Annotated in this window: 19 protein-coding genes; 10 read left to right on the top strand and 9 right to left on the bottom strand. The window is 71.4% G+C overall.

All coding sequences use genetic code 11. From position 1 onward, the window contains the following. The first annotated feature begins 255 nt into the window (after nt 1-255). The 4 genes from DEJ49_RS32840 (at nt 256) to DEJ49_RS32825 (ending at nt 6,534) form a co-directional block, all read left to right on the top strand. On the top strand, nt 256-483 hold the full coding sequence (locus tag DEJ49_RS32840; protein ID WP_150187462.1) for a type A2 lantipeptide: 228 nt from the start codon (nt 256-258) through the stop codon (nt 481-483). Between the two features lie 108 nt (nt 484-591). Continuing rightward, on the top strand, nt 592-1,398 hold the full coding sequence (locus DEJ49_RS32835; protein ID WP_150187461.1) for an HlyD family efflux transporter periplasmic adaptor subunit: 807 nt from the start codon (nt 592-594) through the stop codon (nt 1,396-1,398). Beyond that, complete coding sequence (locus tag DEJ49_RS32830; protein ID WP_150187460.1) at nt 1,395-3,677, top strand: NHLP family bacteriocin export ABC transporter peptidase/permease/ATPase subunit; 2,283 nt, start codon at nt 1,395-1,397, stop codon at nt 3,675-3,677. The genes DEJ49_RS32835 and DEJ49_RS32830 overlap by 4 nt, the downstream gene beginning before the upstream one ends. A gap of 1 nt (nt 3,678) precedes the next feature. Beyond that, nucleotides 3,679-6,534 carry an NHLP bacteriocin export ABC transporter permease/ATPase subunit gene (locus tag DEJ49_RS32825; RefSeq protein ID WP_150187459.1) on the top strand — a complete coding sequence of 952 codons (2,856 nt, stop codon included), beginning with the start codon at nt 3,679-3,681 and terminating at the stop codon, nt 6,532-6,534. Between the two features lie 2 nt (nt 6,535-6,536). Here DEJ49_RS32825 and DEJ49_RS32820 read toward each other — a convergent pair whose 3' ends face one another. Then, nucleotides 6,537-7,160 (bottom strand): GyrI-like domain-containing protein, encoded by a 624-nt coding sequence (locus tag DEJ49_RS32820; RefSeq protein ID WP_150187458.1) that lies wholly within the window; start codon nt 7,158-7,160, stop codon nt 6,537-6,539. 95 nt (nt 7,161-7,255) lie between these two features. Then, nucleotides 7,256-9,886: a PA14 domain-containing protein gene (locus DEJ49_RS32815; protein ID WP_223833088.1), complete on the bottom strand. Its 2,631-nt coding sequence runs from the start codon at nt 9,884-9,886 to the stop codon at nt 7,256-7,258. Between the two features lie 172 nt (nt 9,887-10,058). On the opposite strand from DEJ49_RS32815, the gene DEJ49_RS32810 reads away from it, so the two are divergent. From DEJ49_RS32810 to DEJ49_RS32790, 5 genes are all read left to right on the top strand, one after another. Further along, nucleotides 10,059-11,072 (top strand): LacI family DNA-binding transcriptional regulator, encoded by a 1,014-nt coding sequence (locus tag DEJ49_RS32810; protein WP_150187457.1) that lies wholly within the window; start codon nt 10,059-10,061, stop codon nt 11,070-11,072. 167 nt (nt 11,073-11,239) lie between these two features. Then, nucleotides 11,240-12,343: an ABC transporter substrate-binding protein gene (locus DEJ49_RS32805; RefSeq protein ID WP_150187456.1), complete on the top strand. Its 1,104-nt coding sequence runs from the start codon at nt 11,240-11,242 to the stop codon at nt 12,341-12,343. 1 nt (nt 12,344) lies between these two features. Next, nucleotides 12,345-13,859: a sugar ABC transporter ATP-binding protein gene (locus DEJ49_RS32800; protein ID WP_150187455.1), complete on the top strand. Its 1,515-nt coding sequence runs from the start codon at nt 12,345-12,347 to the stop codon at nt 13,857-13,859. A gap of 64 nt (nt 13,860-13,923) precedes the next feature. Then, complete coding sequence (locus DEJ49_RS32795) at nt 13,924-14,886, top strand: ABC transporter permease (RefSeq protein ID WP_150187454.1); 963 nt, start codon at nt 13,924-13,926, stop codon at nt 14,884-14,886. 29 nt (nt 14,887-14,915) lie between these two features. Continuing rightward, a complete protein-coding gene (locus DEJ49_RS32790) occupies nt 14,916-15,911 on the top strand; it encodes an ABC transporter permease (RefSeq protein WP_150188641.1) in 996 nt (331 codons plus the stop codon). A 15-nt stretch (nt 15,912-15,926) separates the two neighbouring features. Here the strand turns inward: DEJ49_RS32790 and glgC are convergent, their stop codons facing one another. From glgC to DEJ49_RS32775, 3 genes are read right to left on the bottom strand one after another with little or no spacing between them, the layout of a single operon-like run. Then, a complete protein-coding gene (gene glgC / locus DEJ49_RS32785) occupies nt 15,927-17,147 on the bottom strand; it encodes a glucose-1-phosphate adenylyltransferase (protein ID WP_150187453.1) in 1,221 nt (406 codons plus the stop codon). A gap of 29 nt (nt 17,148-17,176) precedes the next feature. Further along, nucleotides 17,177-18,343 (bottom strand): glycogen synthase, encoded by a 1,167-nt coding sequence (gene glgA, locus DEJ49_RS32780; RefSeq protein WP_150187452.1) that lies wholly within the window; start codon nt 18,341-18,343, stop codon nt 17,177-17,179. 47 nt (nt 18,344-18,390) lie between these two features. Further along, nucleotides 18,391-19,131, bottom strand: coding sequence for a (2Fe-2S)-binding protein (locus DEJ49_RS32775; protein WP_223833087.1), 741 nt, complete (start codon nt 19,129-19,131; stop codon nt 18,391-18,393). Between the two features lie 247 nt (nt 19,132-19,378). On the opposite strand from DEJ49_RS32775, the gene DEJ49_RS32770 reads away from it, so the two are divergent. After that, entirely contained in the window at nt 19,379-20,431 is a 1,053-nt protein-coding gene (locus DEJ49_RS32770; RefSeq protein ID WP_150187450.1) for a DMT family transporter, read from the top strand. 60 nt (nt 20,432-20,491) lie between these two features. Here the strand turns inward: DEJ49_RS32770 and DEJ49_RS32765 are convergent, their stop codons facing one another. The 4 genes from DEJ49_RS32765 to panD form a co-directional block, all read right to left on the bottom strand. Then, the gene (locus tag DEJ49_RS32765) at nt 20,492-21,796 is read right to left on the bottom strand and encodes a transglycosylase family protein (RefSeq protein WP_150187449.1); all 1,305 of its coding nucleotides are present in this window, start codon (nt 21,794-21,796) and stop codon (nt 20,492-20,494) included. 134 nt (nt 21,797-21,930) lie between these two features. Next, nucleotides 21,931-22,917, bottom strand: a complete 987-nt coding sequence (locus tag DEJ49_RS32760; protein ID WP_150187448.1) for an acetylxylan esterase — start codon at nt 22,915-22,917, stop codon at nt 21,931-21,933. Nucleotides 22,918-23,559: 642 nt separating this feature from the next. Then, complete coding sequence (locus DEJ49_RS32755) at nt 23,560-24,228, bottom strand: aspartate/glutamate racemase family protein (protein ID WP_150187447.1); 669 nt, start codon at nt 24,226-24,228, stop codon at nt 23,560-23,562. Then, nucleotides 24,228-24,656 (bottom strand): aspartate 1-decarboxylase, encoded by a 429-nt coding sequence (panD, locus tag DEJ49_RS32750; protein WP_150187446.1) that lies wholly within the window; start codon nt 24,654-24,656, stop codon nt 24,228-24,230. The genes DEJ49_RS32755 and panD overlap by 1 nt, the downstream gene beginning before the upstream one ends. Nucleotides 24,657-24,838: the final 182 nt, after the last annotated feature.

The raw sequence follows: 24,838 nt of genomic DNA, 5'->3' as shown, positions 1-24,838 counted from the left end.
TGTCCGTTTTGTTGGAAGGAGTCGCTCCGCGTCCTCCATTCCCGTCTGTGAATGTTGTGAAGGAGCTGCCGCGACGCGGTGAACCCGCCTGCACGCAGCGGTGATACGCCGCCACAACCGCGCTCGGCGGCCGCTCGGTCGACTGGATGTACGAGCTGCGAACGTGCTTTGATCCTGGCTCGCCGCGGAATTCGAATCCCCAGGTTCCGCGGTGGAAATACCTATGCACATTCATTGAGAAGGGCAGCTCACACCATGAACAACGTCCCCCAGGTCGAGACCCTCGAGATTTCCGACGCCGACCTCGACAACGTGTCCGGTGGCCTCGTCGCCGGTGTCGCGTCCAACGTCACCGGCACCGTTGACTCCATCTCCCCCGTCTCGGGCGTCGTCGCCGGCGTCGTCGGCACGGTCGAGGGTGCCACCGGCCTGAACACCGGCGCCGTCACCGGCCTGGCCGACGGCCTGACCGCCGGTCTCTGAGCTTTCCGCTCATAGATTCGCCGTGCTTCGGGAGCCCCGGGACCTCAGGTTCCGGGGCTCTCGGACGCATCGGCACAGCAGCCCGAGGCACAGTGAGGAAAGCGTTCCGTGCAGTTCCGCCAACAGGCCCTGTCCAAACTGCAGTCGCCCGAGGAACTCGACCTGCCGGTGCGCTACGCCCGCCCCCAGGGCCTGCTCGTCCTCGCCGTCACCCTCGTCGTCATGGCCGCGTCGAGCGTCTGGGCCGTCACCGGCTCCCTCTCCTCGACGCTCCGCGCGCCCGGCATCCTCACCCACGGCCGGGGCAGTTACGTCCTGCAGAGCCCCGTCACCGGTCAGGTGACCCGCGTCCTCGCCGAAGAGGGCGAACGGCTCGCCGCCGGTGCCCCCGTGCTCAAGGTCCACACCGAGCAGGGCGACAAGGTCGTGCGCGCGATCGCCGCGGGCCGCGTGACCGCGCTCGTCGCCAGGATCGGCACCGTGGTCACCACCGGCGCCGACGTGGCGACCCTGGAGCGCACGGCGGGCGCCCACGACCCGCTGACGGCGATGCTCTACGTACCCGCCGACAGCGCGGCCACCGTCCCCGTCGGCGCTTCGGTCGATCTCACCGTCCAGTCCGTGCCCACGGAGCGGTACGGGACACTGCGCGGCAGGGTGAAGGCGGTCGGCCGCGCCGCGCAGAGCCGGCAGAAGATCACCGGCTTCCTCGGCGACCGCGAACTGGCCGGGCAGTTCACGGAGGACGGGCCTCCCGTCGCCGTCCTCGTACGGCTCGCCCCCTCCTCCGCGACCAGGTCCGGCTACGCCTGGTCGACCGCCGACGGGCCGCCCTTCGCGCTCGACTCCATGACCTTGGCCACCGGCGCCGTCCACCTCGCCGAGCAGCGCCCGATCGATTGGCTGCTTCCGTGACCGCTCCCCACCCCTCCCCCGCGCACCAGCAGCAGCTGCCGCCGCCCGGCGGCCGCCGCAGGCACCGCCCCGATGAACCGCCGCGCCGCCGCCGCGCGGCACCGCGCCCCGCGTCGAAGGGCAGGCGCCCCAAGACCGTCCGCACCCCCACCGTTCTGCAGATGGAGGCCGTGGAGTGCGGCGCCGCCGCACTCGCCATGGTCCTCGCCCACCACGGGCGGCACGTCCCCCTGGAGGAGCTGCGCATCGCGTGCGGCGTCTCCCGCGACGGCTCACGCGCCAGCAACGTCCTGAAGGCTGCGCGCGGTTACGGCATGACGGCCAAGGGCATGCAGATGGAGCCGGCCGCGCTCGCCGAGGTGAAGGCGCCCGCGATCCTCTTCTGGGAGTTCAACCACTACGTCGTGTACGACGGCACGGGGCGCCGCCTCGGCCGCCGCGGCGTGTACATCAACGACCCGGACAAGGGCCGCCGCTTCGTGCCGTCGGAGGACTTCGACACCAGCTTCACCGGCGTCGTCCTCATCCTCGAACCCGGCGCCGACTTCAGGCCGGGAGGCCGCAGGCCCGGCGTCATGAAGGCACTGCCCGCCCGGCTGCGCGGGACCACGGGCACCATGCTCGCCGCGCTCCTCGCCAGCCTGCTGCTGGTCGCGGCCGGCGCGGCGCTGCCCGCGCTCAGCCGGACGTACATCGATCTCTTCCTGATCGGCCATCAGACGTCGCTGCTGGGCGCGCTGTTCGCGTCGATGGGGGCGATGGTCGCGCTCACCGTGGTGCTGACCTGGCTGCAGCAGGCGAACCTGCTGCGCGGCCGCATCATCTCCTCGACCCTCGGCAGCGCCCGCTTCTTCCGCCATCTGCTGCGGCTGCCCGTCACGTTCTACGCCCAGCGCTCCCCCGCCGACCTCGTGCAGCGCCTCGCGTCCAACGACGCGGTCGCCGAGACCCTGGCCCGCGACCTCACGGCCGCCGGCGTCGACGGCATCGTCGTCCTCCTCTACGCGGCGCTCCTGTGGACGTACGATCCACAGCTCACGCTCGTCGGAGTCGGCATCGCCCTGCTGAACGTCGTGGCGATGCGCGTCGTCATCCGGCTGCGCGCCACCGGCACGCAGAAGCTCCGCGCCGACAGCGCCAAGCTCACCAACACCTCGTACACCGGCCTGCAGTTGATCGAGACGATGAAGGCCACCGGCGGCGAGAACGGCTACTTCCGGAGGTGGGCGGGCCAGCACGCGACCACGCTGGAGGAGCAGCAGCGCCTCGGCGTGCCGAGCGCGTGGCTCGGTGTCGTCGCGCCGACCCTGGCGACCCTCAACAGCGCGCTGATCCTGTGGATCGGCGGGCTGCGCGCCGTCGAGGGGCACCTGTCGATCGGGCTGCTCGTCGCCTTCCAGGCCCTCGTCACCCGGTTCACCGCGCCGATCACCCGCCTCAACGGCGTCGCGGGCCGCATCCAGGACTTCGCCGCCGACGTCGCCCGCCTCAAGGACGTCGAGAACTTCCCCGTCGACACCCTCTACTCGCGCCCCGAACCCGCCGCCAGCACACGCCGCCTCAAGGGGCACGTCACCCTGGAGAACATCACCTTCGGGTACAGCCCCCTCGACAAGCCGCTCCTGACCGGCTTCTCGCTGACGGTCGGGCCCGGACAGCAGGTGGCGCTCGTCGGCGGCTCCGGCAGCGGCAAGTCGACGGTGTCGCGGCTGATATCGGGCCTCTACAGCCCGTGGGAGGGCACGATCCGCATCGACGGACAGCGCCTGGAGGACATCCCGCGCGGCGCGCTCTCGGCCTCCGTGTCCTTCGTGGACCAGGACGTCTTCCTCTTCGAGGGCACGGTCCGCGACAACGTCGCCCTGTGGGACCCGTCCATTCCCGACGACGCGGTGGTGGCCGCGTTGCGGGACGCCTGTCTGTACGAGGTGGTGGCCCGCAGGCCCGGCGGCATCCACGGCCGCGTCGAGCAGGACGGACGCAACTTCTCGGGCGGGCAGCGCCAGCGCCTGGAGATCGCGCGGGCCCTGGTCCGCCGCCCCAGCATCCTCGTCCTCGACGAGGTCACCAGTGCCCTGGACGCCGAGACCGAGCAGGTCATCATCGACAACCTGCGCCGCCGCGGCTGCGCCTGCGTCGTCATCGCCCACCGCCTGAGCACCGTGCGCGACAGCGACGAGATCGTCGTGCTCGACCACGGGCAGGTCGTGGAGCGCGGCCGCCACGAACACCTCGTCGCCGTGGGCGGTCCCTACGCCGACCTGGTCAAGGAGCACTGAGGTGACCTCCGTACCCGAACAGCACGCGTACCCGAACGACACGGTCGCCGCCGCCTTCAACGCGCTGGGCACCCCGGTCGACTGCGCGGGCCTGCGCAGTGTGCACCTGGAGGGGCCGCAGGTGCTGTGGCTCGTCGTGGCGGGCGCCCTCGACCTGTTCGCCGTCGACGCCGTGCAGCAGGGCCACTGGCACTACCTGGGCCGCCTCGAACCGGGCACCCTGCTCCTCGGCCCCGTCGAGGGCCCCCAGCACACCCTGGTCGGCCGCCCCCTGCAGGGCTGCGAGCTGCGCCGCGTCCCGCTGCGCGAGCTGTACCGCCCGGACTACGGCGACACCTGGTCGTACGAGCAGCAGTACCCGAGCCAGTACGACACCCAGGACGCCGCCCTGAGCCTCCTGGAGCACGCCTTCGCGCTCGGCATCGGGCGCGGCCACCGGGTCCTGTTCGAGGCGCCGCTCGACGGCAGAACCGCGGGCGACGAGGTGGTGGCCGACGACGACATCCTGTGGATGCCGGTCGCGCCCGGCAGCGTGCAGTACGGCGCCGCCTACAGCGCGGAGGCCGCGGGCGATCTGCTGGTCGACGCCGCGATGTGGCAGCGGATGGTCAACCAGCAGTACCGGCTTCTGGCCACGCTCGACCGCTGGATCGAACGCCTGGAGCGGGCCCATGAGGACCGTACGGCGGCCGGCATCAAGGCGGGCGAGAGCGTCCGCGAGCAGGCCGACCGGACGCTGATCGCCTCCATCGGGCGTTCGGGGCGGCGCGGTGCGCGGCGCACCGAGTCCGGTGGCGGACACGACGCGACGTACGCCGCCTGCCGCCTCGTCGCACGGGCGGCGGGCATCACGCTGTCGGACGCCGCGGACAGCGGTGCGGTGAGCGACCGGATCGACCCCGTGGAGCAGGTCGCGGTGGCGTCCCGGATCCGCACGCGCGCCGTGCGGCTCGACGGGCGCTGGTGGCGGGAGAACGCGGGGCCGCTCGTGGGGCACCGTGCCGCGAGCGGCGCGCCGGTCGCGCTGCTGTGGCGGCGCGGCGGCTACGAGTCGGTGCATCCGACGTCCGGGCGGCGCACCCGTGTCGACGCGGACAACGCCGACGAGTTCGAGCCGCAGGGCGTGATGTTCTACCGTCCGCTGCCCGAGCGGCCGTTGACGCTCGGGCGGCTCTTCCGCTTCAGCCTGCGCGGTACCGGCGGTGACCTGCGCAACCTCGTGCTCGCCGGTCTGGTGACCGTGGCGATCGGCACGCTGGTGCCGATCGCGACGGGACAGGTGCTCGGGGTGTTCGTGCCGAACGCCGAGAAGAGCCTCATCGTGCAGGTGTCCCTGGCCGTCATGGTCACCAGCATCGTCTCGGCCGCGTTCATGCTGCTCCAGAACCTCACCGTGCTGCGGATGGAGGGGCGGATGGAGAGCACGCTGCAGCCCGCGGTCTGGGACCGGCTGCTGCGGCTGCCTACGCGCTTCTTCGCGGAGCGTTCCACCGGTGAGCTGGCGAGCGCGGCGATGGGCGTCAGCGCCATCCGCCGGGTCATGTCCGGCATCGGGCCCGTCGCGCTCCAGGCCGGTTCGGTCGGCGCGATGAACCTGGTCCTGCTGCTGTTCTACAGTGTGCCCCTCGCCCTGGCCGCGCTGGGGATGCTGACCGTCATCGCCGCCGTGTTCCTCACCCTCGGCCTGTGGGAACTGCGCTGGCAGCGGCGGCTCGTGGAGCTCGGCAACAAGCTCAACAACCAGGCGTTCCAGACGCTGCGCGGGCTGCCCAAGCTCCGCGTGGCGGGCGCCGAGAGCTTCGCGTACGCGGCGTGGGCAGGCGAGTTCGCGCGCAGCCGCGAGCTGCAGCAGCGGGCCGGGCGCATCAAGAACGTCACGACGGTCCTCAACGCGGTCTACCTGCCGCTCTGCACCCTCGTCATGTTCGTGCTCCTCGCGGGCCCTGCGCGCGGGAGCCTGACCGCGGGCGAGTTCCTCACCTTCAGCACCGCCGTGACGATGCTCCTGACGTCCGTCACGCAGCTCACCGGCGCGTTGATCTCGGCGGCTTCCGTGCTGCCGATGTTCGAGCAGATCAAGCCGGTGCTCGACGAGGCTCCGGAGGTCCGCTCGGGCAGTACGCAGCCGGGCGAGCTGCAGGGCGCGATCGAGGCCCGGGGCGTGTCCTTCCGCTACACCGACGACGGCCCGCTGGTCCTCGACGACGTGTCGCTCTCGATCCGCCCCGGCGAGTTCGTGGCCGTCGTCGGACCGAGCGGCTGCGGCAAGTCGACGCTGCTCCGCCTCCTGATCGGCTTCGACGAGCCGGTCTCGGGCAGCGTGCTGTACGACGGTCAGGACCTGGCGGCCCTCGATCAGTCGGCGGTGCGCCGCCAGTGCGGCGTGGTCCTGCAGAACGCCCAGCCGCTCACCGGGTCCATCCTCGACTGCATCTGCGGCGCGGAGTCGTTCTCGCAGGACGAGGCGTGGGAGGCCGCGGCGATGGCGGGGCTCGCCGAGGACATCAAGCGCATGCCGATGGGCCTGCACACGATGCTCTCCGGCGGCGGCGCGGTCTCCGGCGGCCAGCGCCAGCGCCTGATGATCGCCCAGGCCCTGATCCGCCGCCCCCGCGTCCTCTTCTTCGACGAGGCGACGAGCGCCCTGGACAACGAGACGCAGCGCACGGTCATCGACAGCACCCGCGCCCTCAACGCCACCCGCGTCGTGATCGCGCACCGCCTCTCCACGGTCATGGACGCCGACCGTGTCGTCGTCATGTCGGAGGGCCGCATCGTCCAACAGGGCCCGCCCGCACAGCTGTTGGCCGATACGGGCGGGCGGCTGCACGAGTTGGTGCGGCGGCAGATGCGGTGAGACTACGGGTCGACGCTCTCGACCGGCTGACGCAGCACGGTCCTCAACTTCTCGGGAGCGGTCCTGCGAGGGTCGCTGAGGTAGATCTCGTGGTGCAGTCCCGTGGGCCGCAGGCCGTGCGCGGCGAGGTAGGTGTGGTGGAGTTCGTGCAGCACGGGCGCCTCGTCGTCGTAGGAGCCGATGTGCAGCACCTGTGCGCTGCGCCCTTCGTGCAGGGTGAGGTGCCGGACCCGGGAGATCGCGGGGCGCTTCTTCTTGGCCGGCGCGGCCTGTCCTGCGTCCTCGATCATCTCCTTGCTGATCCAGGGCGGCATGCTGATGAGCATCGTCCAGCTCCACGCGTCCTTGGCGCCGCTGGTGAAGGCCTCGGGCGTGTCCGCCCACCACAGTCCTTCCAGCGGAGCGACGACGAAGTCACCGCCCGCCGTGCGCTTGGCGGCGAACTTCAGGGTGTAGGCGACCGTGTAGAGGGCTTCGACCGCTTCGGTGTAGGCGGGCGCCGTATTGGGGTTTCCCGCGCCGTCGACGGCGATGAACTGCTGCTCGGGCACGTCCACGACCGCCCATGCCCTGTTCTTGGGCGCGTAGAACTCTTTCCGCTCGCGCTTGACGTCGTACGGCGCCATGACTGCCTCACTTCCTCTCGCCCCGCCCCATCTTGCCGTGCGGGGCCCCTGGACTCCGGCCCGCCCTGCCGACGGGCGGGCCGGAGACCCCGGGGTCAGGAGTTCGTGCAGCCCGGCACCGTGGCCTGTGAGGCGTCACGGATCAGCGCTTCGTGCGCCGCCTTAACCCGCTTCACGTCCGGCTTGACGACCTTGCGGTCGTAAGTGAGCAGGCCGTTCAGCTCACCCTCGACGTCGGTGATCTGGGTGTAGACCGCGCCGTTGTTGCCCTTGCAGGCGAGGGCGCGCACCTCGTCGAGCTTGGCGAGGTAGTCATCCGTGTACGTCGCCGGGTCCACGTCGACGTAGCTCTGCTGGACGGACCAGGCGTGGCCGGGCACCGCGAGTCCGAGGCCGCCGTACTCGCCGGCCACCAGGGCCCGTTTGCCGTCGGGGCGCGGCGGGATGGCCGGGCTCGGATATCCGTGCTCGTCCATGATGTCGCCGGTGCCTCCGTCGGCCCCGAGGTTGAGCCCCGACATGTTGTTGACCAGCCGTGTCGGGTCCCAGGCCTTGGCCTGCTCGGCGACGCGGCCGATGTCGTACTGGCCCCAGCCCTCGTTGAAGGTGACCCACATGACGACCGACGGGCTGCTGGCGTGCTCGTCGATCATCTGCTTCATCTCGCGCTCGTACTGTGCGCGGGCGGCCGCGTCCGGGGTGCGGCCCGCCTCCATCGCGGGCATGTCCTGCCAGACGAGGAGCCCCAGCTTGTCGGCCCAGTAGAACCAGCGGTCCGGCTCGACCTTGATGTGCTTGCGGACCGAGTTGAAGCCCATGTCCTTGTGCATCTTCAGGTCGTGGGCGAGGGCCTCGTCGCTGGGCGCGGTGTGCAGGCCGTCCGGCCAGAAGCCCTGGTCGAGCGTGGCCATGAGGAAGACCGGCTTGCCGTTGAGGACGGTGCGCGGGGTGCCGTTCACCTTCTCGACGGCGATGGACCGCATGCCGAAGTAGCCGGTGACGCGGTCGCTGCCCACGCGGACCTGGAGGTCGTAGAGGAACGGGTCGTCCGGCGACCACAGCCGGGGGTCGGTGATCTTCAGCTTGAGCGGCTTCCCGGTGCGTCCGCTGAGCTCGGCGACCTTCTTCTTGCCCTCGTACGCGGCCGCCGTGACCGGCACGCCGTCGCGCACGCCGCGCGCCTCGACGGTGACCTGCTTGTTGGCGACGTCTGGTGTGATCTTGAGGGAGTCCGCGTGGTCGGCGGCCACCGGCTCCATCCACACGGTCTGCCAGATGCCGGACGACGGGGTGTACCAGATGCCGCTGGGGTCCAGGCGCTGCTTGCCGACGGGCGGGTTCGCGCCGTTGTCGGCGTCGGTCGGGTCGTACACGCCGACGATGAGTTCCTGCGTGCGGCCGGGCTTCAGGGCGTCGGTGACGTCGGCGGTGAACTTGTCGTAGCCGCCCTTGTGTTCGGTGACCTTGTGGCCGTTGACGTACACCTCGGAGTGCCAGTCGACGGCGCCGAAGTTGAGGTTGAGCCGCTTGCCGTCGCCGATTCTCCAGTTCTTGGGGACGGTGAACGTTCGGCGGTACCACATGCGGTCCTCGTGCCGCTCGATGCCGGAGAGCTGGGACTCCACCGGGTAGGGGACGAGGATCTTCTCCTTGAGCTTCTTGCCGACCGGCGGCTTCTCGCCCGCCTCGGCTGCGGCGAACTGCCAGGAACCGTTGAGGTTCTGCCAGTCCTTGCGCTGCAGCTGCGGTCGCGGGTACTCGCGGTGGGCGTTGCCCGGGGTGACGTCGTCGGCCCACTTGGTGCGCAGCTGGTGTTCGGAGTGGTTGGGGCCGCTGGTCCAGAACTGGCCGACGGCGACACCGTCCGCGCCGTTCAGGCCGCCCTTGCCGTCGTACCGGACGTCGGCGAGGCCGGGGGCGTTGCCGGCCTTGTTGCCGACGACGGGTTCCTTCAGGCCTACGAGGAGGCTGCGTGGGTCGGCGGGGTCGGTCCTGACCGTGCCGAGCGGCCATTTGGCGCCGCCGATGACGGCATCGAGGTGGTCGGTGAGGCCCGCGGGCGGGGCGGCGAGCTTCTGGGCGAAGTCGAGCTTGAGGCTGCGGCCGTCCTTGAGGACGGTGGCGTCGATGGCGCCGTCGTAGTCGAAGTCCGCGGGGATGCGCAGGGCGCTGCGCGGGACGGCCTTCTTCTCGCCGCCGGGCGGGGTCCACTTCAGGCGCAGGTTGGAGCCGCCGTAGTGCTCGAAGTACTCGACTTTGATGTCGTAGGCCTTGCCCGCAGTCAACTCGATGGGCTTGGAGGTCTGTTCCTTGTCCCAGTCGTCCTGCCAGTGGTCAATGGCGATCTTGCCGTCCACCCAGAGGCGGAAGCCGTTGTCACCGATCATCGAGAAGGTGGTGGCGCCGGTCTTCTCGGGCACGATCCGGCCGGTCCAGCGGACGCTGACGTCGTCGGCCTGTCCGGTGGTGGACTTGAGGCGGGACTCCAGGTTGCCGAAGTCGATGTTCGGGTCGAGTCCGGTGGCCTTGAGCTTGTCGAAGTCGAAGGCGCCCGGGGCGGACTGGGTGAAGTACTCGCCCTTGAGCCCCTGGATCTCGACGGGGTCGTCGGCGGCGGTCGCGGCGGGGACCGCGGTGAGTCCCGCGATGCCGAGGGCGCCCGCGAGCAGCAGGGCGAGGGTTCGGCCCAGGTGTGCGGGGCGTCCGGGATGTCGTCTGAGGCGCACGGATCCTCCTTGGTGAGGAAGGGTGGCGGCTTGTCGCTGCAGTCGGTACAACGAGTCTGTACAACGTTGGAAGGAACGACAGTTGGCATGACAGCACGCGTTCCCGCGCGCTGTCCAGGGTCATGACAAACGCCCCGGAGGGCCGGGGCGGCCACCGACGCAGGGAGATCCAGTGCGGGTTAGCCTCAAGGACGTCGCGGAGCGCGCGGGCGTCTCGATCAAGACCGTCTCGAACGTGGTGAACAAGTATCAGCACGTCACCCCGGCGATGCGGGCCCGCGTCCAGGAAGCCATCGACGAGCTCGGCTACCGCCCGAACCTGACGGCACGTCACCTGCGCAAGGGCCGCACGGGGATCATCGCCCTCGCCGTCCCCGAGCTGGGCAACCCGTACTTCGCCGAGCTCGCGGGCGCCGTCATCGACGCGGCGGCCGAGCACGACTTCACGGTGCTGCTCGACCACACCCGCGGCGAGCGCGAGCAGGAGGTCCTGGTCAGCCAGGGCTTCCGGGCCCGGGTCATCGACGGCCTGATCCTCAGCCCGCTGGAGCTGGAGGCGGAGGACCTGCGGGCCCGCGAGGACGACGTGCCGCTGGTACTGCTCGGCGAGCGGAGCTACGACCTGGACTACGACCACATCGCCATCGACAACATCGCCGCGAGCCGCACCGCGGTGCGCCACCTCATCGGGCGCGGCCGCACCTCCATCGCCTACCTGGGGGCCCGCACGGACTCCGCGAACCGCCCCGCCCACCTGCGGCTCCAGGGTTGGCGCGAGGAGCTGACGGCGGCCGGGATCGCCGCACCGGAGAGCCTGGTGGGGCCGGTCGGCGGCTGGGACCGGTGGGACGGGGCGAAGGCCATGGCGCGGATGCTGGACGCGGGGGTGCGGCCCGACGCGGTGTTCGCGTACAACGACCTGGTGGCGATCGGTGCGATGCGGGTCCTGCACGAGCGGGGTCTGCGGGTGCCGTGGGACGTGGCGGTGGTGGGTTTCGACGACATCGCGGAAGGGCAGTTCGGAGCCGTCACGCTGACCACGGTGGCGCCGGACAAGCAGGCCATCGCGCGTCTCGCGGTCGAGTCGCTGCTGACCAAGCTGGCGCATCCGGAACGGACCGGCGGACGTGAACTCGTCGCCGACTTCCGGCTGGTGCAGCGGGAGAGCACGCTGGGCCGGCGCTGAGCGCGGGCCGCCCGGACCGGGTGACCGGCGTTCCCGAGAAGCGTGCGCGGAGGGTTTACAGCCTCCTTTCAACGATGTAAAAAGCTCCCCGTACCGCCGAGTTGACCGCAAGTGCCGTCTCTCCCGTGAGCGCTCTCAGTGCCGGGGCCGTGCCGTTTGGGGATCCAATGAAGCCGACCACTCTTCTCCGCCGTACCTCCGCGAGGACCCTCGTCGCCACCGGTCTCGCCGCGAGCCTCCTGTTCGCCGCCGGGTGCGCGAAGTCCGAGGACGACGACTCCGGCGGCGACAGCGCCGCATCGCAGGACCAGGCCGACGCAGGACAGGAGGTCGCGTCGGACGGCGACGCGAGGGGCAAGACCTGCGCGATCGGCGCGTACGGCGGCAAGAAGCTCGACCTGAAGAACGCCACCGTCGGCTTCTCGCAGTCCGAGAAGGAGGCCAACCCGTTCCGCATCGCGGAGACGGCCTCCATCAAGGCCGAGGCGGAGAAGCGCGGCGTCAAGCTGCTCACCGCCAACGCGCAGTCGCAGTTCTCCAAGCAGATCAGCGACGTCCAGGACCTGATCGCCAAGGGCGCCGACCTGCTCGTCATCGCACCGCTCAACTCCGACGGCTGGGAGCCGGTGCTGCGCGCCGCGGGCGCCAAGCACATCCCGATCGTCACCATCGACCGCAAGATCAACGCGACGGCCTGCAAGGACTACGTGAGCTTCATCGGCTCCGACTTCGTCGAGCAGGGCAGACGCGCCGCGGACCGCATGATCGAGACGACCGGCGGCAAGGGAAAGATCGCGATCCTGCTCGGCGCCGCGGGCAACAACGTCACCACCGAGCGCACCAAGGGCTTCCAGGACCGGATCAAGGAGAAGGCCCCGGACCTCGAGGTCGTCTTCAAGCAGACCGGCGAGTTCGCGCGGGAGAAGGGCCAGCAGGTCACCGAGCAGCTGATCCAGTCCAAGCCCGACATCACCGGGATCTACGCCGAGAACGACGAGATGGGCCTCGGCGCCGTCAACGCCCTCAAGGGCGCGGGCAAGAAGCCCGGCGACGTGAAGATCGTGACGATCGACGGGACGAAGGGCGCGGTGCGCGGCATCGTCGACGGCTGGATCGACGGCGTCATCGAGTCCAACCCGCGCTTCGGCCCGCTCGCCTTCAAGACGCTGGACACGTTCACCAAGGGCGAGAAGGTGTCCCAGGACATCGTCATCAAGGACAGCGCGTACACGAAGGACAACGCGAAGTCCGACCTCGGCAAGGCCTACTGACGTGCTGTCGGTGACCGGCCTGTCGAAGGCCTTCCCGGGTGTACGCGCCCTGGACGGCGTCGACTTCACCGCACGCGCGGGCGAGGTGCACGCGCTCATCGGCGAGAACGGCGCGGGCAAGTCCACGCTCATCAAGGTCCTGACGGGGGTGTACGCGCCGGACGCGGGCGAGGTGACGTACGACGGGAAACCGGTGCGCTTCGCCACCCCGCTCGAAGCGCAGCACGCGGGCATCTCCACCATCTACCAGGAGGTCAACCTCGTCCCCCTGATGAGCGTGGCCCGCAACCTGTTCCTCGGCCGCGAGCCCCGCGGCCGCCTCGGACTCATCGACTTCGGGCGGATGCACCGCGAGGCGGACGAGGCGCTGCGGGGCCTCGGCGTCCGTGTCGACGTGCGCCGCCCGCTGCGCGAACTCGGCCTGGGCGCGCAGCAGATGGTGGCGCTGGCCCGCGCGGTCGCCGTCGACGCGCGCGTCGTGATCATGGACGAGCCGACGTCGTCCCTCGAACCGCGCGAGGTGCGGACCCTGTTCGGCGTGATCCGCATGCTGCGGGAGCGCGGCATCGCGGTGATCTACGTCAGCCACCGCCTCGACGAGCTGTACGAGGTGTGCGACGCCGTCACCGTGCTGCGCGACGGCCAGGTGGTGCACACCGGCCCGCTCGCCGAGCTCGACCGGCTGCGGCTGGTCGCACTGATGCTGGGCCGTGAGGTCAAGGACGTACGGGAAGAGGGCCTCACCCAGTTCACGGGAGCGCACGAGGCGACCACCGAACCCGTGCTCCGTGCCGAGGGGTTGACCGCCCGGCATCGCCTGCACGGTGTGTCGGTCACCATCCGGCCCGGTGAGGTGGTGGGCCTCGGCGGGCTGCTCGGCTCGGGCCGCAGCGAGACGGCGAAGGCCATCGCCGGAGCCCTGCCGACCGACTCCGGGACCGTCGCGATCGGCGGCACCCGGATCCGTACCGGCTCCACGCCCGCCGCCATCCGCGCCGGCATCAGCCTGCTCCCCGAGGACCGCAAGGCGGAGGGCATCGTCCCCGGCCTGTCGGTCCGCGACAACATCGCCCTGGCCGCCCTCCCCCGCCTCTCCCGCCTCGGCCTGGTCGACGAACGCGCCATCGACGGCATCGTCGACACCTTCATCGACCGCCTGCGCATCAAGGCGTCGAGCCCCCTCCAGAAGGTCGGCGAACTCTCCGGCGGCAACCAGCAGAAAGTGCTGCTGGCCCGCTGGCTCGCGATGCACCCCAAGGTGCTGCTGCTCGACGAGCCCACGCGCGGCATCGACATCGGAGCCAAGGCCGAAGTGCAGTCTCTCGTGGACGAGTTGGCGTCGGACGGTCTCGGCGTGCTGCTGATCTCCTCGGACATGGAGGAGCTGATCGAGGGCTCGGACCGGGTGATCGTCCTCAAGGACGGCACGGCCGTCGCGGAACTCACCGGCACCGCGGTGACGGAGGAGAACCTCCTGCGCGCCATGGCGACGGACCCCGCGAAGTCGGACGCATGACCCACCACGACCGGCAGACGGGCTCTCACCACAGCGCACCGGCCCCGCACCCACGGAGCTCCCCATGACCGACATCGCCCTCGGCCGCACGGCCGCCGACCGCGACCGCCTCCTGCGCCTCCTCCAGAACTACGGCGTCTACGTCGGCGTCGCCGTCCTCCTCCTCGTCAACACCGCCTTCACCCCGCACTTCCTGTCCGGCGAGAACTTCCGCACCCAGGCCGTCCAGGTCGCCCCCGTCCTGATCGTGGCGCTCGGCATGGCCCTGGCCATCGGCAGCGAGGGCGTCGACCTCTCCGTCGGCTCGGTGATGGCGCTCTCCACCTCCCTCGTCTCGCTCTACCTCGGGTACGGGATGTGGGTCGCCCTGATCGTCGCGCTCCTCGGCGGCATGGTCGTCGGCCTCGCCAACGGGTCGCTCATCGCGTTCATCGGCGTCCAGCCCATCGTGGCGACGCTCGCCCTGATGGTCGCTGGCCGCGGGCTCGCCCTGGTCCTCCTCCCCCAGCTCAAGGACGTCCGCGACCCCACGATGGCGTCGCTCGGCTCCGGCGACCTGCTCGGCATCCCCTACCTCGTGCTCATCGCGACGGCCCTGGCGCTGCTCGTCGCCTTCGTCGTGCGGCGCACCACCTTCGGCAGGCAGCTCCTCGCCATCGGCGACAGCCGCCCCGCCGCGCTCCTCGCGGGCCTGCCGGTGCGGCGCGTCCTGATCATCGTGTACGTCGCCTGCGGCGCCCTCGCCGCGCTCGCCGGGGTCCTCGCGACCGCGCGGCTGAGCGCCAGCGACCCGACGTCGCTCGGCAACCTGATGGAACTCTCCGCGATCACCGCGGTGGTGGTCGGAGGCACCCCGCTGAGCGGCGGACGCGTCCGCATCGGCGGCACCGTGGCGGGCGCGGTCCTCATCCAGCTGCTCACGGCCACGCTCATCAAGCACGACCTGCCGCCGTCGTGGACGCAGATCGCCCAGGCCGTGGTGATCGTCCTCGCGGTCTGCGCGGCACGCGAGAGGGGCAAGCGATGACCATCGACACGAAGAGCCCGGCGGATCCCATGGACCACACGGCCCAGGAGGAACGGGCCGCGGGCCCCTCCCGTTCGGAGCGGCTGAGCGCCCTCGCGCAGCAGCACGGCGCGCTCGTCACCCTGATCGTCGCGGTGGCCGCCGCGTCGGTCGGCTTCGACACGTTCATGACGGCCGACAACATGGCGAACATGGCGGTGTCCTCCGCGTTCCTCGCGGTGGTCGCGCTCGGCATGACGTTCGTCATCGTCACCGGCGGCATCGACCTGTCGGTCGGCTCGCTGTTCGCCCTCGGCGGGGTGCTCGCCGCCTGGGGCTCGCGGTACGGGACGGCCGTGGCGCTGCTCCTGCCCCTCGCGGTCTGCGGGCTCATCGGCCTGGTCAACGGCCTGCTGATCGCGCGGGCCCGGCTCGCGCCGTTCATCGTGACGCTCGCGGCGATGCTGGCGGCCCGCGGCATCCTCCTGTCGGTGACGGACGAGGGGTCGAAGACGTACCTCGTCGACAAGGACTCGTTCTTCGCGACGCTGGGGCAGGGCAAGGTGCTCGGCATCGGCGCCCCGGTGTGGATCACGGGCGCGCTGTTCGTGGTGGGCGCTGTCGTGCTGCGCCGCACCCGGTTCGGCCAGTACGTGTACGCGGTCGGCGGCAACGAGGACGCGGCGGCGCTGATGGGCGCCCCCGTGGCCCGTACGAAGATCACCGTCTACACGGTGTCGGGGCTCTGCGCGGGGCTCGCCGGGGCCCTCAACGCGGCCTGGCTGGTCTCCGGGGTGACGATCCTCGGCTCCGGCATGGAGCTGGAGGCGATCTCCGCGGTCGTCATCGGCGGCACGCTGCTCACCGGCGGCTTCGGGTTCATCAGCGGGTCACTGGTGGGCGTGCTGCTCCTCAAGGTCATCCAGAACGTCATCAACCAGATCGGCTCGCTCGACTCCGCGTACCAGCAGGTGGTCAGCGGCGCGTTCCTCGCGGTCGTGGTGATCGCGCAGACGTGGCTGGGGCGCAGGCGCAGGGTGCTGTGAACGCGGAGCCCGAGGTCACATCGGTACGGTCTGGCCCTTGCCCAAGGCGATCACGCCGCTCCTGGACACCGTGTACAGCTCCTCGTCGCGGTCCGGGTTGACGCCGATCGTCGCGCCCGGCGGTACGTCGACGTTCTTGTCGAGGACGGCGCCCCGTACGACCGCGCCGCGCCCGATCCGTACGTTGTCGTGCAGCACGGAGCCCTGGACGACCGCGCCCTCCTCGACGGTCACGCCGGGCGAGAGGACGGAGCGGGTGACCTGGCCGCGGATGACGCAGCCGGGGCTGACGATCGACTCGCCCGCGATGCCGCCCGCGCAGAACTTGGCGGGCGGCAGGCCGTCGGAGTGGGTGTAGATGGGCCAGCGGCGGTTGTCCAGGTTGAAGACCGGCTGGTCGGAGATCAGGTCCATGTGGGCTTCGTAGTACGAGTCGAGGGTGCCGACGTCGCGCCAGTAGCCGTGGTCGCGCGGGGTCTCGCCGGGGACGTGATTGCCGTCGAAGTCGTACACCTGCGCCATTCCGCGCTCGGTGAGCAGGGGCAGGATCGAGCCGCCCATGTCGTGTGCCGAATGCTCGTCCTCGGCGTCCCGCTGCAGGGCGTCGACGAGGGCCTTGGTGGTGAACAGGTAGTTGCCCATGGAGGCGTAGACCTCGTCCGGGGAGCCGGGCAGGCCGGGCGGGTCGGCGGGCTTCTCCAGGAAGCGTTCCACCTTCGTCCCGTCGCGCCCGGGCGTGATGATGCCGAACGACGACGCGTCGGCGCGCGGCACCCTGATCCCCGCGACGGTCACCGCGGCACCGTTCTCGATGTGCTGTTCGAGCATGTGGCGCGGGTCCATGCGGTAGACGTGGTCGGCGCCGAACACCGCGATGTAGTCGGGCTGTTCGTCGTGGACGAGGTTGAGGGACTGCAGGATGGCGTCGGCGCTGCCGGAGAACCAGCGCGGGCCCAGGCGCTGTTGGGCGGGCACCGGGGTGACGTAGTTGCCGAGCAGGCTCGACATCCGCCAGGTCGTCGACACGTGCCGGTCGAGCGAGTGCGACTTGTACTGCGTGAGGACGCAGATGCGCAGGATGTCGCCGTTGACGAGGTTGGAGAGCACGAAGTCGACGAGGCGGTAGGTGCCGCCGAACGTGACCGCGGGTTTGGCCCGGTCGGCGGTGAGCGGCATCAGCCGCTTCCCCTCCCCGCCTGCGAGCACGATTCCGAGCACCGAAGGTCCACCGCGCATGCGTGCCCCCTACTTGTCGGACTTGTGGGCTATCTGTCGCCGTGCAGGATCTCCTCGTACACCTCGACCGTGCGCCGGGCGACCACGTCCCAGCCGAACTCCCTGACCGCGCGGTGGCGTCCGGCTCTGCCCATCGCGCCGGATCGCTCCGGGTCGGTGGCCAGCCTGTTCATGAGCAGTCCGAGGTCGTGCTCGAAGTCGGTGGGGGCGCTCTCGCGGTACGGGACGAGCAGCCCCGTCGTGCCGTCGCTCACGACTTCCGGGATGCCGCCGACCCGCGAGGCGACGACGGCGGTGCCGCACGCCATCGCCTCCAGATTGACGATGCCGAGCGGCTCGTACACCGAAGGGCAGACGAACACCGCCGCATGCGTGAGGAGTTGGATGATCTGCGGGCGCGGCAGCATCTCGGGGATCCACTGGACGCCGGCCCGCGTCCGGCTCAACTCCTCGAAGAGCGTGCGGAACTCGCGGTCGATCTCGGGGGTGTCCGGGGCCCCTGCACACAGGACGAGCTGCACGTCACGGTCCAACGCCCGTGCGGCGCGCAGCAGATGCGGGACACCCTTCTGCCGGGTGATGCGCCCGACGAACAGGACGTAGGGCCGGTCGAGGTCGATGCCGAGGCGTTCCAGGACGTCGGTGCCGGGGTCGGGGCGGTAGAGCTCGGCGTCGATGCCGTTGTGGACGAGGTGGACCTTGGCCGGGTCGATCGCCGGGTAACAGGAGAGGATGTCCTCGCGCATCGCGCCGGACACCGCGATGACGGCGTCGGCGGCCTCGGCGGCGGTGCGCTCGGCCCAGCTGGACAGGGCGTATCCGCCGCCCAGCTGCTCGGCCTTCCAGGGGCGCAGCGGCTCCAGGGAGTGCGAGGTCATGACGTGCGGGACGTCGTGCAGCAGCTTGCCGACGTGTCCGGCGAGGCTCGCGTACCAGGTGTGGGAGTGGAGCAGTTCGCGTCCGGCGAGCGACGCCGCCATGGACAGGTCGACGGAGAACGTGCGCAGCGCGTCGTTCGCGCCGTCGAGCGCGGGCCACGCCTGGTGCCGCATGAGCCCGTTGGAGGCGCCCTCCCCCCAGCAGTGCACGTCGAGGTCCGTGAGGGAGCGCAACTCCCGTGCGAGGAACTCGACATGGACGCCCGCTCCGCCGTAGACGTCCGGTGGATACTCCCGCGTGAGCAGCCCCACCTTCACGTAGAACCCTCCGTCGTCCGTCCGATGCCGGCCGCGCCACCTCATGGTCACCCAGAGGCGGCCCCGGGGGAAGACCGCTGCGGCGCCCGTTCGAAGCAGCAGTCCCCGCACAGCCCGCCGCCGGGGCACCGGTAGTACAGGCAGCAGCTGCGGCGCCGGAAGGCGGTGCCACGGAGGGTGCCTGTGCCGCGCAGGTCGGGATGGCCGAAGAGTTCCCCGGCCAGCGCGAGGGCCCGCTCCCCGACGTCCTCGCGCCCCGACCGCCGCGCCCAGCCGTGCAGTTCACGTGCCGCCCCCGCGAGCGCCGATCCCGCGTTGCCCCACAGCAGCCCGGCGGAGATCCGGTACCGGGCGCGCAACGCGGCGGACAGCGGCGCCAGATGACCGTGCTGCACCACATCCCGTACGGTCGCGGCGGCACCCGGCAGCAGACGTACGTCGGTGAGCCACAGGTCGTCGGGCGAGGTGCCGTCCGCGTCCCAGTGCAGCAGTGCGGGGTCGAGGTCGGGCACCCGCCCGTACAGCGCGGCGGAGCCGAGCGCCACGGACCAGAGCCGGGCGGCGAGCCCGAGCTGCGCCACGGACACCGCGATACGGTCCTCGGGGGCGCCGAGCCGGCCCGCCACCTTACGGACGCGGAAACCGATCGGATCACCGGATTCCGGTCCCGCGGGCCGCTCCGCGTACACCTCGGTGAACGGCTTCGCGCCGCCGGGCGGCGGGCCCGCGCGCAGGGCGAAGAATCCGCCGACGGAGCCGAGTTCTGCCAGGTCGATGAGGGTGGTCACGACAGAAGTACAACAAGCACGGCCGCGCGACCCGCCTCCGGGGTCCCCCTTGAGGTCACTCTCCGCACCTAGGGGATAACCCCTCCGGGGGAGGACATCGGCAAGGTCGTACTCCATCGGTAGTAGGACGGATTGCCTGCTCAAGTACGACGACGTAGAGGCGTTCCGGCGTCATCGTTGTCATCATGGAAGCAGACCGTTCGCCAGACCGGGTTCACCGGACGCACCGCACCCCGCGGAGCACCTCATGAGTGCTTTGGCACTGTCCGTGCTGCTCTCCCTCGTCTCAGCCGTCGCATACGCGGGCGGCGCGATCCTCCAGGAGCGCGTGGCGGCGACGACTCCCGGGCAGCGGTACGCACCGCTGCGCCGCGGCGCCTGGTGGGTCGCGATCGCCCTCAACGGTCTCGGCGCCCTCCTGCACGTCGTGGCTCTGGCCTACGGCCCGCTGAGCCTGGTCCAGCCGCTCGGCGCACTCACCATCGTCTTCGCCCTGCCCATGGCCGCCGTGTTCGTACGCCGCCGGGCCGGGGCCACCGCCTGGCGGGGCGCGCTCATGGCGACGGTGGGGCTCGCCGGGCTCCTCTCGCTCACCTCGTCGTCCGACTCGCAGACCCTGGCCGACGCGGAGCGCGTCGTGCTGGCCCTGGTCACGGGCGGCGGTGTGCTCGGCCTGATGGTGGCGGCGCACGCAGCGCACCGGCATCCGGTGATGCGCAGCGTGCTGCTCGCCTGCGCGGCGGGCGGCGCCTTCGGCATCGCGTCCGTCTTCACGAAGACGGTGGCGGTCGATCTGGACGAGAACGTCGCGGTGGTCGAGCAGCTGCCGAGCCTCGCCGTGATCGCCGTCCTCGCGGCGGCCGGCGTGCTGCTCTCGCAGGCCTCGTACCGGGGTGCGGGCCTCGCGGCGCCGCTGTCGACGGTGACCGTGGTGAACCCGGTCGTCGCGGCGGCGGTCGGTCTGACCCTGTTCGGAGAATCCTTCCGGCACGGTGCCACGGGCACGGTTCTGGCGCTCGGCAGCGGGGTCGTGGCCGCGTGCGGCCTGATCCTCCTCACGACGGAGCGGATCGCCCGGGAGACGTCGACGGTGACGGTGGCGCAGGGTGGCCCTTCGCCCGCCGGGGCGACGGGTTCGTATCCGCAGTCGCAGTCGCAGTCGCAGTCGCAGTCGCACGAGGATCCCGAGCCGCGTCCCGCCGCGGCCGGGCTGCCCGCGGTGCCCTCGCAGCAGCCGTCGGCGGCCCACCGCAGAACGCGGCCGCGGCATCAGGGGCGGCGTGAGCGCATGGTGTCCTGACGGACACGCCGGGGCCGGGCTCGGGCTCGGGCGCCCCTCGGATCAGCTGCTCTCTCAGTCTCAGATACGTACGCCGCGGGCCCGCAGGTAGGCGAGCGGGTCGACGTCGGAACCGAAGCCGGGCCCCGTCCGCACCTCGAAGTGCAGATGCGGGCCGGTGCTGTTCCCGGTGGACCCGGACCGGGCTATCCGCTGCCCGGCGCCGACCTGCTGTCCCGCTTTCACCGAGAGCGCCGACAGGTGCCCGTACTGGCTGTACTTGCCGTCGGTGTGCCGGATGACCACCTGGTAGCCGTAGCTGCCGCCCCAGCCCGCCGAGACGACGCGGCCCGCGGCGACGGCCTTGACGGACGTGCCGGTGGGCACGGGGAAGTCGACGCCCGTGTGGTAGCCCTTGGACCAGGAGCCGCCCGCCGCACGGTAGGGGGTGCTGGGCGAGGCGGCGACGGGGGCGGAGGCACCGGAGGAGGAGGGGCGGGGCGCGGCGTTCTTCGCCTGCGGGGACCGCGGCTTCTCGGCCTGCCTCTCGCGCTTCTTCTCGGCGGCCCGCTTCTCGGCGGCCGCCTTCTCCGCTGCCCGCTTCTCAGCGGCTCGCTTCTCGGCTGCCTGCCGCTCAGCGGCCTTCCGTTCGGCGGCCTTCCGCTCGGCGGTCCTCTTGTCGGGGTCCGGTTTTGTGGGCGCCTTCTGCCGACCGTCGGCGGTCCGCCCGTGGACCGAGAGCCGCTGCCCCGGCGTGATCAGGTCGGGGTCGTCGCCGATGACGCGCCGGTTGGCGTCGTACAGCCGCTGCCAGCCACCCCGGACCCGGCGTTCGTCGGCGATGCCGGAGAGCGTGTCGCCGTGGACGACGGTGTACATCTCGGCGGTGCCCGCGGCGGACTGCGGTGTCACCTCGGGCTTGACGTCCCTGACGTCGCGCTTGGGCCGCTCGGGCTTGCTCGCGGACTTTCCGGGGCCACGGGCCGGGGTGACGTCGGGCGAGCCGCCGCCGCGGGCGAGTCCGGCCTTCGCGGAGCAGACCGGCCAGGCGCCGGGTCCCTGCGCGTCGAGGACCTTCTCGGCGACGGCGATCTGCTGGTCCTTGGAGGCGCGGTCGGCGCGCGAGGCGTAGGCCGTGCCGCCGTACGCCTCCCAGGTGGACTGCCTGAACTGGAGGCCGCCGAAGAAGCCGTTGCCGGTGTTGATGCTCCAGTTGTTGCCGGACTCGCAGGCCGCGACCTTGTTCCACGTGTCGACGTCGGCGGCTCCCGCGGTACCGGCGACGGTCAGCGGGAGCGCCATGCCCGCACCGCCCGCCGTGACGGTCAGCGACGCGCGGTTGATGCGGTTCGGCTGATACCGGCGGTGCCGGCCGCGTACGGCCATGGGAGCCCCCTCGGACACACGTCATCACGGATGTGGCGCACGGTGTGCCGCACAGCGGTCACACGACAAGCCCGCAAGCTAGCGGGTCGGTGTTTCCGTGACAAGAGCGCGGGAAGGAGCGGGGGTTGTGCGGTTCATCCCCTCAAGTACTGCTGCAGCCACCTCAGTTGGACGCCTTGCTGGTAGGGGCCGCCGCCTTCGTGATCGTTGAAGGCGTACACCTCCATGGAACGTTCCGTTCCCGCGTACGCGTTGTAGGCCGCGAAGACCGTCGAGGGCGGGCAGGTCATGTCCTGGAGGGCCGCGGAGAAGAGGGCGGGAGCGCGGCCGCGGGCGGCGAAGTGCACGCCGTCGAAGTACGACAGTGTCTGGAAAACGCGCTCCTGGCCGCCTCGGCGGGCCTTCAGATAGGCGCCGATCTCGCTGTACGGGAGGCGGTCCGTGAGGGTCGTCGCGCGCGGGAAGTCGCAGAGGAAGGGTACGTCGGGGGTGACGGCCGCGAGATCGGGCACGAGCCCGCCGACGGCGAGGGCGACCCCGCCGCCCTGGCTGGCGCCGAGCACGGCGACCCGTGTCCCGTCCACGAGCGGGTGGGAGCGGGCGGCCTCGACGGCGCGTACGGCGTCGACGTACAGGCGCCGGTAGTAGTAGTCGTGCGGGTCCTCGATGCCGCGGGTCATGAACCCGGGGTGCGCGGGCCCGCTCCCCACCGGGTCCGGCGTGTCGCCCTGCGCCCACCCGCCGCTGCCCTGCCCCCGCGTGTCCATCACGAAGTGCGCGAACCCGGCGGCGGCCCACAGCAGATGCATATGAGGCAGCCCGCGCCCGCCGCCGTACCCGATGTACTCGACGACCACGGGGAGCGGTTCGCTTCCCTCGCCCTCGGCCCCGGCGGGCAGCACCAGCCACCCCTTGACGGGGTGTCCCCCGAACCCGGCGAAGGTGACGTCGAAGACCCGCACCCCGCGCAACGGCAAGTCCACGCGCTCGAAGCGAGCGTCGAGTTCGTGCTGCCGCGCCTCCGACAACGTCTTCTCCCAGAAGGCATCGAAGTCGTCGGGCTCGGCCAGGTCGGGCCGGTAGCGACGGAGTTCGTCGAGGGGGAGATCGAACTGGGGCACGGGCGACTCCTTCTGGGGGCGGGAAGCACGTTATGTCGGTGCTGCGGCAACCGACATCCTTCACACTGCCGCTTGCCCACACCTGCCCCGTCTCAAGTCACCCCGGGCGAGACGCCGGGGGACATGGCCGACGCAGGCGTGGGCGTGGGCATGGGCCGGGTGGCCCAGCCCACGCCCTCGCTTACATCGGCGACGCCGACGCCGGCCTCAGCGCATCGGGTCGGGCTGTGGCTCGGGCGCCGGGTCGGGGCCCGGCTGAGGGATCGGGGACGGAGGCGGCGGGTCCGGGCTGGGGCGCGGTCCCGGGCGCGGTACGGGGTCCGGGTCCGGGTAGGGCCTCTCCGGCTCGGGCGGCGGCACGGGGTCAGGGTCCGGGAAGGGCCTGACCGGCCCCGGAGTCGGTGCGGGATCGGGGAACGGTTGCGTCATTGCACTCCTCCAGCAGTGGTACGCCAGCGGTTCCTCCCCGCGTACCCGAGGCCCCCGCGCCCAAGCCTTCCACGGTTCCCTGCATGCTGCCCGCGACGGACACCCGGCAGCGGGACCGGCACCTCGCACCGCCCCGGCCCCCCTACTGGCGTGCCGCCCGCGACGGACACCCGCCTGCGGGACCCGCCCCCGCACCACCCCGTCCCTGCGCGTCTACCTCTGTCCCCTCCCCGCGACCAGCGCCGCCGCGGCCGCGAGCCCGAGCCGGGGACTGGCGAACACCGGCACCCGCACCTCCGGAACCAGCGCCTCCGCCCCCGCCATGGAGGCCTGCGCCAGCACGATCGCGTCGGCGTCCAGCACCCCGCGCACCGCCCGGGCCACGCTCTCCGCATACCCGGCGGTGTCCCCCGCCTCGAACCGCTCCCAGGCCCCCTCGACCACCACGGTCCGCACGGAGACGTCGCGTCCGGCCCGCCGCGCCTCCTCCTCGACGAGCGCGGAGGTCGGCGCGACGGTGGACGCGACCGCGGCGAGGACGACGACCCGGGACCCGGCGGCGACGGCAGCGGCCGCCATGGGCCGGTCGACCCGGACCACCGGAACCCCCAAGTCGCCCCCTAGGGTCTCGGCCACGCCGCCGATGGTGGAACACGTGCACAGCACGGCACCGACCCGGCCGCCCTCACCGCCGTCGGCAACCCGTACAAGAGCGGCCCGCACCGCGCGGGCAACGGCTTCGGGTCCTTCGCGCCGCGCCCGAGCCAGGAGCTCCTCCTCGACGTGATGACGCAGTTCGAGTCCAGGATGCCCCGCGTCCCGCAGCCCGTCGAAGACGGGGACGTGCACGGGAGAGGTGTGCAGAAGCCCCAGCGCGTCCATCAATCGGTGACCCGGCGGCTCTGCGGATTCCGCACCATGTCCGGGTCCCCCGGCACCGCCTCCGCCGGGTCGTCCCCGAGGGCGACCACGCGGTTGCCCTCGTCGACGTGCACGACCCGCGGCCGCAGCGCCCGCGCCTCCGCGTCCTCGACCTGCGCGTAGCTGATGATGATCACCTTGTCGCCGGGGTGCACGAGGTGCGCGGCCGCACCGTTGATCCCGATGACACCGCTCCCCCGCTCCCCCTCGATGGTGTACGTCTCCAGCCGGGCACCGTTGGTGACGTCGACGATGTGGACGAGCTCACCGGGCAGCAGGTCGGCGGCGTCGAGGAGATCCGCGTCGATGGTGATGGACCCCACGTAGTGCAGGTCGGCCTGGGTCACCGTGGCGCGGTGAATCTTGGACTTGAACATGGTTCGCAACATGGCAGCGCTCCGAAAGGTAGGCTCCCTGCCCGCGCTTCTGCAGGTCAAGGGCGCCATCAATCTACAACTGGCACACGCCCGATCCGAAGCCTGTGAGGAACATCGCCGCGCAGCCACTGATCCGTGCGCTCCGGAACCGGCATGCGCGTTATCGTCATCCTCCGCCGCGACGGAGAGTGACG

Source organism: Streptomyces venezuelae (assembly GCF_008642335.1).
Classification (GTDB): Bacteria; Actinomycetota; Actinomycetes; order Streptomycetales; family Streptomycetaceae; genus Streptomyces; species Streptomyces venezuelae_F.
This window is presented reverse-complemented; position numbering and strand designations above follow the sequence as displayed.